Below are 10,852 nucleotides of genomic sequence, written 5' to 3'. Positions count from 1 at the left end.
AAAACTCGTTCCGGAAAGCTTTGGTCGGCTGACCGGGTACTTAACCCGCCTTGCGCGGGTTTTGTGCTTTATGGGGTAGGTGATTTTCCCTGCGCCAGCTGTGCGACGGGAACCCACTCCAAAGCATTCAGCACGGGCTCAAATGAATCAGGCGTGTGAGTAACGGCGCGAACGACGTCAGCCACGCTGGGGTTTGCTTTGCTAAGGTGGTACCCGCCACCAGCGCCACGCTGGCTGGTGACGATTTCACTGCTGCGCAGCTTCGAGAAAATCTGCTCGAGGTAAGATACAGACAGCTTTGATTCCTTACTGATAGATGCGACGGAAACAGGGCTGCCGTTATAAATCCTGTTGAGGATGGCAACCACCTGAACAGATGCCACCACACGTTTCATTCCAAACTCCATAGTCACTTCCTTACTGATGCTGGCAACAGCCATTGGTCAAACTCGTTATGAACGAACTGCAGTCTGTTGGTCGGCAGACGGGTCGCCCTTCTGGGCGAGCATGTAGCAAATCAGTCGAATGATTACTTCAATGCGATTTAGATGTACGGCCTGACACCGCACTGGTTTACGCGCAAAATCAATCATTTTGGTTTCCTTGTTTTACCGGTCATTTCTCCATTTCAGGCTCGGTGGTAAGCTGGTATTTCCCATCTAGCCAGCAAGGACATAAAAATGGCCGCTCGACCAATAAGTGTTTTTTGGTTCAAGAACCGCGCACAGTATGATTCCTGTAAAGAAGTTCTGACCGATTCGTGGGTATTACCTGATGACTATCGGGACTGGCTCATCCGTTTCAATCAAATGATTGAGCGTTACGAACGTAGCGGTATCCAAGTTATTAAAATAGAGATAGAGCCCAACGAGTTCTCCGTTTGGTGCCTCTCCAATGGCTGTGAAATAAGCACCAAGAGCTGCAACGATTTCGCTGTTTTCCATGGCAGTAGCTATGCGATCCGCGACAGAGAACTTGATAGGGGATATGACTAAGCAAACCTTGCCTCCAACTTTAGTTATTTCGATCCTCATAATGTTTCCCTTAACATTCTGTCCCTGTGTCCAGTAACAGTGATACAGGGGGTTCTTCATTTAGCCTTATCGCTGGCAAGCGGAACGGTACTGACTGCTGCGCATTAATGTTCGCCATCTCATCCGGTGATTCGTATGCCGCCGGCAGCTACTTCGTGGGCGTCCTGCCTAGATGACGTTTTTCAAACTGTGTTTATATTTAAACTCTAAATGTGTTTGAAAGTCAACACAGCATGTGTTTAAGGTGGCGTGGATGATAACGATATGGGAAAAGGGAAGGTGAAAGGCATAAAAAAACCAGCCAAGTAGGCTGGTTAGATTGTTAAAAATTGTAGCTTAATCGTCAGTTGGCTTTAATCGTCCCCGAAGGTACTTCTCGACATACTCATCAATTTCTTTCAGCCGCAATTGAAAGGTATCGATCATTCTGTCTTGTTCAGACTCCGGCAACTGGTCAAAAAGAGTAATCAACTTACGATGTTTTGGCGTTAACCATGATTCGGCGTGATCATCACCAAACATTAGTTCAGCCGGGCTAATTCCGAGAGCTTTAGATATCGTTATAGCGTCGTCAACGCCCACATTGCGGCGACCCGCTTCATAGTTCCCGATGCGTGACTGAGCCCACCCACATAACTCTGCGAGTTTAGATTGCGACATATTTTTCTGTTCGCGTAGCTGCTTCAGTCTGGCGGCAATTGCAGTGTTTATATTCATTACTGATTTTTACCACGTTACGTGTTAACGCTCAAAGAACGTTTCGTCTTGACTATCTAACACATTTTGTGTTTAATTCAGCTAAACACTAAATGTGAGGACAAGATGAACAACATCGCCAAAGAACGGCAAGCGCTCGGTTTAACTCAAGAGCAATTAGCCAAATTATTCGGGTGGCGTCAGTCAAGGCTCTCAAATTATGAGAACGGAACACGTCAGCCTGGCCTACCGGAATGCAGATTGATTGTGGAGAAGCTTAACGAGTTAGGGCGCACCTGCTCTCTTGATAGTGTATTTCCGCCACAAAGCGAGGTCTGAAAGATGCAATCAGTAGCTTATTCCCATAATAAACCACGAGTAGCCGCTGCGGTGAAATCGCAAAATCAATTTAAACCCCAGCGACGTGACAGTATCCAGCACCGTGCCATATTGGCCGCCGTTCGTGAATGGGAATCGACATTACCAGGACAGGCACAGGAACGGATCGCTCAGCTGGTGGCTGAAGAGTGGGCCAAAGCAGATGGCCGCGGAATCGCTGTTAATAAACAGAATTTATTCCGATATCTGAAAAATGAAGGGGGGTCAGAAAAGTACACGGCTTACGTTATGCAGCTGTCAGACTCAATCATTGCTGCTATGCCAGTTCAGATTGCCAGGAAGCACGGGTTAAGTAATGCGAGCACAGAAGCGGAGCTGGTGGCGAACGCTATCAAAGAGTGCAGTGAGGCACACCATGCGAAATTAATTGGCGCTCCATTACAAAAGCTCGAGAAGGAAATTCGTGAGGCGGCAATCGCATTGTTCAACATGCTACCTGCTGACGCGGCGGGACCACTACTGGCGAGTATAAGCGCCGTAGCGCCGCAATTGTTTTAATCGAGTTTTGACCTATGACCATTATTACTGCAACTCGCGGGGTGAAGTATGCCTAATCCTTTGGCTAAGGCCATGCCTAAGAGTAAGGCTAGTAACGAGCCTTACCGTAAGGTGAAGATCACCATGTGGGATGATCCTAAGTTTCGAGCCTTATCACCACTCCCGCCAAGTGGGCAGAGTCTGTTTATTTACCTGCTTACAGGTCCATTCACAGGGATTATTCCCGGGCTTTATAAGGCGGGAAGGGCGGCTATGGCCGAAGAATTAAACTGGGATGTCGAAGCCTTCGACTTAGCCTTAGGTGAAGCCATAGCGTTAGGTATGGTGGAAGCCGATCTTAAAGCCAGAGTTTTTTGGTTGCCTAATGCGGTGAAACATAATCCGCCAGCATCAGTAAACGTGATCAAATCCTGGGCAAGATCGTTTGAATTACTGCCCGAATGTTCACTGAAAGATAAAGCTTATGAAGCTCTCAAAGTCGCCTGCTACGGGGTTTCTGACGCTATGGGGATGGCTTTTGATAAGGCTTTCGCCTTGCCTAAGGATAAGGCTAAGTCTTTGGCTAAACCTTTGCCATCAGGTATCCAGAAAGCAGTTAGCAGTAAACAGATCTTAAACCCCTCTCTTAACGCGGGCGCGATGAAAAATCCGAATGGGGAGGAACTGCCATCCCCGTCCATGCCCCGGTACCTGGACGGTGTTGATGAACCGATCGGGAAATTCAGCATGGCAGATAGCTGGCTTCCCTCCAGAGACTTCCAACAGCGCGCCGCATCGTGGGGTATCTCCCTGCCTGAACCAGATTACCTTCTGACTGAACTCGCAGAATTCACCGCGTATTGGGAGTCGGAAGGGAAAGTTTTTACTCAAATCCAGTGGGAACAAAAATTTGCCCGACATGTAGCCCGGGTGAGAACGCAGGTAAAACCAGAAACCGGAGGTAACAGTCATGTGGGAGCAGGATCAGAACCAACAGCATCCCGGGCAGTTCAGCAAATTCAGTCAGCACACGCAGAGTGGCGCCGCAGGAATGGACTTGATGGCGACGGAAACAGCCTGGCGACTGTGGCAGGTCATGGGGGAGGTGTATTCGAACCGATGGACCCAGAAGAACGGGGCGGAGCCTTCGCCTATCTGGATAGCCCAGATAGGTTCGATGACTGAACAGCAAATTCGGCTGGTCTGTCAGCAATGCATGGAGCGCTGCGCGATGGGAAATACATGGCCGCCTGACCTGGCTGAGTTTGTTTCTCTGGTTTCAGAGAGTGGTGCGAATCCATTCGGACTGAAATCGGAGCAGGTTATGACGGAATACCGGCGCTGGCGCAATGAGTCATATCGGTATTCAGGAAGCGATAAATATCCATGGCCTCAGCCCGTGCTGTATCACATCTGCATTGAAATGCGGAGAACGGGCGTAGAACGACAAATGACAGAGGGGGAGCTGAAACGACTGGCAGAAAAGTTACTCACGAAGTGGTCGAAGCATGTTGGTAATGGACTAAGTGTCCCACCAATTCGACGTCAACTGGAAGCGCCGCGCCATCCGGCAGGACCAACGCCAGCACAATTACTGATAGATGAATACAGGCGTCGAAAAGCGGCAGGATTAACAAATTGAATAATGAACAGTCAGTAAATCTGATATTAAAACCACATAGCCATCATATTCGAATTTTCGAATGTGATGGTTGACGACACTCAACTATTGCAGGAAACTACGGAGAGAATTCAGGAGACTAAAATGGCTGAACTAACTTCTCTACAACTCTTCAAAAACCTTTCCGATGAAACTCGGCTGGGCATCGTATTGCTGCTTAGAGAAATGGGAGAGCTATGCGTGTGCGATCTCTGTACGGCGCTGGATCAGTCGCAGCCCAAGATCTCCCGTCATCTGGCAATGCTCCGGGAAAGTGGATTATTACTGGATCGCAAGCAGGGCAAGTGGGTTCACTACCGCTTATCTCCGCATATTCCGTCATGGGCTGCTCAGGTAATTGAGCAGGCTTGGTTAAGCCAACAGGACGACGTACAGGCCATCGCCCGTAAGCTGGCATCGGCAAACTGCTCTGGTAGCGGTAAGGCTGTTTGCATCTAAAAAATTTGCCTGAACATATATGATTTTTCGAATGTGAGGTATTCAGAATGAAGACGTTAACGGTGTTTGACCCGGCAATGTGCTGCAGTACCGGCGTATGTGGCTCAGATGTCGATCAGGTTCTGGTTGATTTCTCTGCTGATGTGCAGTGGCTGAAAGGACGTGGCGTACAGGTTGAACGTTATAACCTGGCGCAGCAGCCCATGAGCTTTGTTCATAATGAGAAAGCGAAAGTATTCCTCGAAGCATCTGGAGCAGAAGGGCTTCCGCTACTGCTGTTGGACGGTGAAACGGTGATGGCTGGGCGATACCCAAAACGCGCTGAGCTGGCTCGCTGGTTCGGTATTCCGCTGGAGAAGGTAGGGTTAGCTCCCACCAGCTGCTGTGGTGGTAATACTTCCTGTTGCTGAATATGTCAGGAGGACATATGAAATTCTTAGAGAATATCCCGCCTTACCTGTTTTTTACTGGCAAGGGTGGCGTAGGAAAAACGTCCATTTCCTGCGCGACGGCTATCCGCCTTGCCGAACAAGGTAAGCGGGTTTTGCTGGTCAGTACAGATCCAGCCTCCAATGTCGGTCAGGTATTCGACCAGGCTATCGGTAACACCATTCGCTCTGTGACAGCAGTTACTGGACTTTCCGCTCTGGAGATTGACCCTCAGGAAGCCGCCCAACAATACCGCTCCAGAATCGTTGATCCTATCAAAGGTTTTCTGCCTGAAGACGTTGTTAACAGTATCAGCGAGCAGCTTTCAGGAGCCTGTACGACTGAGATTGCGGCGTTTGATGAGTTCACCGGCTTATTGACAGACGCTTCCCTGCTGACCCGCTTCGATCACATCATTTTTGATACAGCGCCGACGGGCCACACGATTCGCCTTCTCCAGCTTCCCGGTGCCTGGAGTAGTTTCATTGAAAGTAATCCGGATGGTGCTTCCTGTCTTGGCCCAATGGCCGGGCTGGAAAAGCAGCGTGAGCAGTATGCTCATGCGGTAGAGGCGTTGTCCGATCCTGAACGTACCCGCCTGGTTCTGGTTGCACGACTGCAAAAATCTACGCTGCAGGAAGTAGCCCGCACCCATGAAGAACTGGCCGCAATTGGCCTGAAAAACCAGTACCTGGTTATTAATGGTGTGCTGCCTAAAGCCGAAGCTGAACATGACGCGCTGGCTGCTGCGATATGGCAACGGGAGCAGGAAGCACTGGCAAATCTTCCTGCTGGTTTATCTGAGCTACCGAGAGATACCTTATTACTCCAGCCAGTAAATATGGTTGGTGTGTCTGCGTTGAAGGGGCTGCTGGATACCCGTTTTGATGCATTACCGCTCCCGGTAACGAACGTCCTGTACACGCCTGAAAACTTATCGCTCTCTGACCTGGTCGATGATATCGCCCGCAGTGAACATGGCCTGATTATGTTGATGGGCAAAGGTGGTGTAGGGAAAACCACGATGGCTGCTGCCATCGCCGTAAGGCTGGCAGACATGGGATATGACGTGCATCTCACCACCTCTGATCCCGCTGCGCACCTGAGTACAACGCTGAACGGCAGCCTCAAAAACCTGCAGGTCAGCCGCATCAACCCTCACGATGAAACCGAACGCTATCGCCAGCATGTTCTTGAGACGAAGGGAAAAGATCTGGACGAAGCAGGGAAACGGCTATTGGAAGAAGATTTACGTTCTCCCTGTACTGAAGAAATTGCCGTGTTCCAGGCTTTTTCCCGAGTGATTCGTGAAGCAGGTAAGCGGTTTGTTGTCATGGATACAGCTCCCACTGGGCACACGCTGTTGTTGCTGGATGCTACCGGGGCTTACCACCGAGAGATTGCCAAAAAAATGGGGGAGAAAGGTCATTTTACTACCCCAATGATGCAGCTTCAGGACCCGGAACGAACCAAAGTTCTGCTGGTCACTCTGCCTGAAACCACACCGGTACTGGAAGCGGCAAGCCTACAGGCTGACCTTGAAAGAGCGGGGATTCATCCATGGGGCTGGATTATCAATAACAGCCTTTCCATCGCGGATACGCGTTCTCCGTTGCTTTGCCAGCGCGCTCAGCAGGAACAGCCTCAGATTGAGGCTGTTAAGAATCAGCACGCTGACCATATAGCGCTCGTTCCGGTACTGGCTTCTGAGCCAACAGGTATTGAAAAACTCAGAGAGTTGGTGAGTTAATTTTTTGTTTATACAGGGCGGCAGATCCGCCCTGTCAGGAGGGTGTATGTTACTGGCAGGCGCTATTTTTGTCCTGACCATTGTCTTGGTTATCTGTCAACCGAAAGGATTAGGGATCGGCTGGAGTGCAACGCTGGGCGCGGGCCTGGCTTTGATTTCTGGCGTTGTGCATATAGGCGATATTCCGGTGGTGTGGAATATCGTCTGGAACGCGACAGCGACCTTTATTGCGGTGATTATCATCAGCCTGCTGCTCGATGAATCAGGCTTTTTCGAATGGGCGGCATTGCATGTTTCACGCTGGGGTAACGGTCGTGGCCGTTTGCTCTTTACCTATATCGTCCTGCTCGGCGCAGCGGTGGCGGCACTGTTTGCCAACGATGGTGCGGCACTTATTTTGACACCAATCGTTATTGCTATGCTGCTGGCATTAGGATTCAGCAAAGGTACCACGCTGGCATTCGTCATGGCAGCCGGGTTTATTGCCGATACTGCCAGCCTGCCGCTTATCGTGTCGAACCTGGTGAATATTGTTTCGGCGGACTTCTTTGGTCTGGGATTCACCGAATATGCATCGGTGATGGTACCGGTCGATATCGCCGCCATTATTGCCACACTAATTATGCTGCATCTGTTTTTCCGCAAGGACATCCCGCCAACTTACGATCTGGCCCTCCTAAAGAAACCAACAGAAGCAATAAAAGATACGGCTACATTCCGCACTGGCTGGATAGTTCTGATTCTCCTGCTTGTTGGTTTCTTCGTCCTCGAGCCGCTCGGTATTCCCGTTAGTGCGATTGCAGCGGTTGGGGCGATAATTCTGTTTGCAGTGGCGAAACGAGGCCATGCCATTAACACTGGTAAAGTGCTACATGGTGCACCCTGGCAGATCGTCATCTTCTCATTGGGGATGTACCTGGTAGTTTACGGTCTGCGCAACGCAGGGCTAACCGAATATCTTTCAGGTGTTCTGAACGTGCTGGCTGATAAAGGACTCTGGGCCGCGACGCTGGGTACTGGCTTCCTGACGGCTTTCCTGTCTTCCATCATGAACAACATGCCTACCGTGCTGGTTGGCGCTCTTTCTATTGATGGCAGTACCGCAACCGGCGTCATCAAAGAGGCGATGATTTATGCCAACGTGATTGGCTGCGATCTGGGGCCGAAAATCACACCTATTGGTAGCCTGGCAACGCTGCTCTGGCTACATGTACTTTCACAGAAGAATATGACCATCACGTGGGGATACTATTTCCGCACCGGGATTATCATGACTCTGCCTGTGCTGTTTGTAACGCTGGCAGCGCTGGCGCTACGTCTCTCTTTCACTTTGTAATGAGATACTGATATGAGCAACATCACCATTTATCACAATCCTGCCTGCGGCACGTCGCGTAACACGCTTGAGATGATCCGCAACAGCGGTAATGAGCCGACCGTTATTCTTTACCTTGAGACTCCACCTTCACGCGATGAGCTGGTCAAACTCATTGCTGATATGGGCATTTCCGTCCGGGCGTTACTACGTAAGAACGTCGAGCCATATGAGGAACTGGGTCTTGCCGAAGATAAATTTACTGACGACCAGTTAATTAACTTTATGTTGCAGCATCCGATCCTGATTAATCGCCCCATCGTTGTAACACCGCTGGGAACCAAACTGTGCCGTCCTTCTGAAGTTGTTCTGGATATCCTTCCTGATGCTCAGAAAGGGGCTTTCGCCAAGGAAGATGGCGAGAAAGTCGTTGATGATGCAGGCAAAAAATTGAAATAAGCGACAGGAGAGCCGCCTGTTATTTAGGCGGCTCCTTTATCAAATAAAAACAATGGATTGCCTCGATTTAAATCTTTGGACTGTTGATGCAACATTCTTCGCGTAGAAAATCAATAATCGACTCTAACTTGTCATATTGAGAAACGCAGATTAAGGAGCGGCTTTCGCGATTTTGTTTGACCAGACCTACGGAAACAAGAGCGGATATATGATGACTCAGTGTTGAAGATGGAATCGCAAGTTGTTTTTGTAGATCACCTACAGGTAAACCTTGTTCACCGGCTTTAACAAGGTGTTTGAAAATAAACAAACGTGTTGGATGTCCTAATTCTTTCATAGCTTTAGCTACTTCTTCTAGTTGCATGGTACCTTCCTCATCTATTGATATTTCGATAATACCAGAAATATGTTGATCTAACCTCAATAATTCGATTATTCTAGAAATGTGGTTTATAGGGGGTTTCATGAATAGCTGGATTTCTATGTTTACTAACGCGGCAGAGATGTTCTTGTTTCTTGCTGTCGAGTTGTCTGCGCTTTTTTTTCTGATTAGTGCGGGTGTTAGCCTTATCAGGCAAAAAATTCCGGACCAAAAGATTCAAAGAATGTTAGGGGCGAGAAAGGGGAGAGGTTACATACTTGCATCGCTGTTAGGAGCTGTAACACCGTTTTGCAGCTGCTCTACAATTCCCATGTTACGCGGACTGTTATCAGCAAAAGCAGGCTTCGGTCCAACACTTACATTCTTGTTTGTTTCACCTCTGCTTAACCCGATAATCATTGGTCTGATGTGGGTTACTTTTGGTTGGAAAGTTACCCTGCTATACGCTGTTATAGCTGCAACAGTTTCCGTACTGGCAAGTATTTTGTTAGATGTGCTTGGTTTTGACCGACATATTGTCGAAACATCAAAACCGCTGGCTAGCTGTTGTGGTGTTAGCAGTGGAAAAACTCCTGAAACTAAACTACAGAGTGTTTCAGCTTGCTGTTCTGTATCAAATCAACAGGACATAGGGGCTAATAGTTGTTCTAAACCACAAGAAACGTTTAAGAGTTTCTCAGCATTTCGGGGCACAAATTGTGAATTGAGCTGCGAGACAGGTCAAACAAATAAACAATTCTTCCCGAAAAGTGTAGTAAGAGATCCTGGTGCGATACGTCTGGCATTTCAGGATGCCTGGACTCAATTTAAAGATGTATTACCTTATCTGATGTTAGGTATTGTTATAGGGTCGTTTATCTACGGTTTTATACCTGCAGAGTGGATTGCTGCTCATGCCGGGCATGATAATCCGTTTGCGATTCCATTAAGTGCAGTTATTGGAATACCTTTGTATATACGTGCTGAGGCAGTAATTCCGTTGGCATCAGTCTTGATGGATAAAGGCATGGGAACGGGAGCAGTAATGGCTCTGATTATTGGTAGCGCTGGAGCTAGTCTGACGGAAGTAATACTGCTTAAATCAATGTTCAAAACACCCTTGATTGCTGCATTCCTGACCGTTATTTTGGGCATGGCGATTATTATGGGATACCTGACACAGTTGTTATTTTGATTGGGTATGTTAGACAGAACCAGAAAAAGTTGCAGGGGAGGCGAGCGTATGAAAGTTGTGCAATCAATCCCCATCAATACAGTTATCCAAATTTAAGGACGTTGATATCTCCATACTTACTATGGTGTTCAAACAACAAGTCCGCATTGGATTGAACCCGCTTCGGCGGGTTTTTTTGCATCTAATTGATAGGCTAAGGTTAGCAATTTGTGCTCTTAAGTCATTGATCATTTCAATGTATCGGTGTACTGTACAAATATACAGTATTGCAGTGGAGGCTAATATGAAAGTTGAACTCACCATTGATCGTACTAAGGAAGGTGCGAATAAGCAGGTCATTTCTTCCCAAGCTGACTCGCTGATTAAAATTTCGCGGATCTGGGCCGATTTTTTTCCCGCAAACACATCGAATCAGCCTATTTAGGCTATTTTTTCCACCATTTCTGGCGTTATTTCCGGTTTTTACTGAGATCTCTCCCACTGACGTATCATTTGGTCCACCCGAAACAGGTTGGCCAGGGTGAATAACATCGCCAGTTGGTTATCGTTTTTCAGCAGCCCCTTGTATCTGGCTTTCACGAAGCCGAACTGCCGCTTGATGATGCGAAACGGGTGCTC

The 10,852-nt window shown here is 48.3% G+C and carries 15 protein-coding genes and 2 pseudogenes; 12 read left to right on the top strand and 5 right to left on the bottom strand.

The window, feature by feature from the left end:
• Window positions 1–68: 68 nt before the first annotated feature.
• Together OGX94_RS22580 and OGX94_RS22575 are read right to left on the bottom strand one after the other, a co-directional pair.
• Window positions 69–407 carry an RrF2 family transcriptional regulator gene (locus OGX94_RS22580; RefSeq protein ID WP_224769939.1) on the bottom strand — a complete coding sequence of 113 codons (339 nt, stop codon included), beginning with the start codon at window positions 405–407 and terminating at the stop codon, window positions 69–71.
• A 45-nt stretch (window positions 408–452) separates the two neighbouring features.
• Window positions 453–596: pseudogene (locus OGX94_RS22575) on the bottom strand (hypothetical protein); the annotation flags it as partial.
• Window positions 597–680: 84 nt separating this feature from the next.
• On the opposite strand from OGX94_RS22575, the gene OGX94_RS22570 reads away from it, so the two are divergent.
• Window positions 681–995 (top strand): hypothetical protein, encoded by a 315-nt coding sequence (locus OGX94_RS22570; RefSeq protein WP_071681809.1) that lies wholly within the window; start codon window positions 681–683, stop codon window positions 993–995.
• Window positions 996–1,370: 375 nt separating this feature from the next.
• Here OGX94_RS22570 and OGX94_RS22565 read toward each other — a convergent pair whose 3' ends face one another.
• On the bottom strand, window positions 1,371–1,751 hold the full coding sequence (locus tag OGX94_RS22565) for a helix-turn-helix domain-containing protein (protein WP_003832307.1): 381 nt from the start codon (window positions 1,749–1,751) through the stop codon (window positions 1,371–1,373).
• Between the two features lie 105 nt (window positions 1,752–1,856).
• On the opposite strand from OGX94_RS22565, the gene OGX94_RS22560 reads away from it, so the two are divergent.
• The 9 genes from OGX94_RS22560 (at window position 1,857) to arsC (ending at window position 8,678) form a co-directional block, all read left to right on the top strand.
• The gene (locus OGX94_RS22560; RefSeq protein WP_003832309.1) at window positions 1,857–2,069 is read left to right on the top strand and encodes a helix-turn-helix domain-containing protein; all 213 of its coding nucleotides are present in this window, start codon (window positions 1,857–1,859) and stop codon (window positions 2,067–2,069) included.
• Window positions 2,070–2,072: 3 nt separating this feature from the next.
• Window positions 2,073–2,627: a toxin YdaT family protein gene (locus tag OGX94_RS22555; RefSeq protein ID WP_044700607.1), complete on the top strand. Its 555-nt coding sequence runs from the start codon at window positions 2,073–2,075 to the stop codon at window positions 2,625–2,627.
• A 252-nt stretch (window positions 2,628–2,879) separates the two neighbouring features.
• On the top strand, window positions 2,880–3,791 hold the full coding sequence (locus OGX94_RS22550) for a DnaT-like ssDNA-binding domain-containing protein (protein ID WP_257661626.1): 912 nt from the start codon (window positions 2,880–2,882) through the stop codon (window positions 3,789–3,791).
• Window positions 3,703–4,248, top strand: a complete 546-nt coding sequence (locus OGX94_RS22545; protein WP_122984015.1) for a replication protein P — start codon at window positions 3,703–3,705, stop codon at window positions 4,246–4,248. Before OGX94_RS22550 ends, OGX94_RS22545 begins: the two co-directional genes overlap by 89 nt.
• Window positions 4,249–4,371: 123 nt before the next feature.
• Window positions 4,372–4,725: an As(III)-sensing metalloregulatory transcriptional repressor ArsR gene (arsR, locus tag OGX94_RS22540; protein WP_044700602.1), complete on the top strand. Its 354-nt coding sequence runs from the start codon at window positions 4,372–4,374 to the stop codon at window positions 4,723–4,725.
• A gap of 47 nt (window positions 4,726–4,772) precedes the next feature.
• On the top strand, window positions 4,773–5,135 hold the full coding sequence (gene arsD / locus OGX94_RS22535) for an arsenite efflux transporter metallochaperone ArsD (RefSeq protein ID WP_038641374.1): 363 nt from the start codon (window positions 4,773–4,775) through the stop codon (window positions 5,133–5,135).
• Window positions 5,136–5,152: 17 nt separating this feature from the next.
• Window positions 5,153–6,904 (top strand): arsenite efflux transporter ATPase subunit ArsA, encoded by a 1,752-nt coding sequence (gene arsA / locus OGX94_RS22530; protein ID WP_257661627.1) that lies wholly within the window; start codon window positions 5,153–5,155, stop codon window positions 6,902–6,904.
• Between the two features lie 46 nt (window positions 6,905–6,950).
• Complete coding sequence (arsB, locus tag OGX94_RS22525) at window positions 6,951–8,240, top strand: arsenite efflux transporter membrane subunit ArsB (protein WP_038641369.1); 1,290 nt, start codon at window positions 6,951–6,953, stop codon at window positions 8,238–8,240.
• 12 nt (window positions 8,241–8,252) lie between these two features.
• A complete protein-coding gene (gene arsC, locus OGX94_RS22520) occupies window positions 8,253–8,678 on the top strand; it encodes a glutaredoxin-dependent arsenate reductase (protein ID WP_038641366.1) in 426 nt (141 codons plus the stop codon).
• Between the two features lie 67 nt (window positions 8,679–8,745).
• Here arsC and OGX94_RS22515 read toward each other — a convergent pair whose 3' ends face one another.
• Complete coding sequence (locus OGX94_RS22515) at window positions 8,746–9,042, bottom strand: ArsR/SmtB family transcription factor (protein ID WP_038641364.1); 297 nt, start codon at window positions 9,040–9,042, stop codon at window positions 8,746–8,748.
• 100 nt (window positions 9,043–9,142) lie between these two features.
• Here OGX94_RS22515 and OGX94_RS22510 point away from each other — a divergent pair, with 100 nt between their 5' ends.
• Together OGX94_RS22510 and OGX94_RS25050 are read left to right on the top strand one after the other, a co-directional pair.
• Window positions 9,143–10,234, top strand: a complete 1,092-nt coding sequence (locus OGX94_RS22510) for a permease (protein WP_257661628.1) — start codon at window positions 9,143–9,145, stop codon at window positions 10,232–10,234.
• Between the two features lie 283 nt (window positions 10,235–10,517).
• Window positions 10,518–10,658, top strand: a complete 141-nt coding sequence (locus OGX94_RS25050; RefSeq protein ID WP_286569990.1) for a hypothetical protein — start codon at window positions 10,518–10,520, stop codon at window positions 10,656–10,658.
• 38 nt (window positions 10,659–10,696) lie between these two features.
• On the opposite strand, the pseudogene OGX94_RS22500 reads toward OGX94_RS25050, so the two are convergent.
• Window positions 10,697–10,852: pseudogene (locus OGX94_RS22500) on the bottom strand (IS5/IS1182 family transposase); the annotation flags it as partial.

This window comes from Citrobacter sp. Cpo037 (assembly GCF_030332945.1).
GTDB lineage: Bacteria > Pseudomonadota > Gammaproteobacteria > Enterobacterales > Enterobacteriaceae > Citrobacter > Citrobacter portucalensis.
This window is presented reverse-complemented; position numbering and strand designations above follow the sequence as displayed.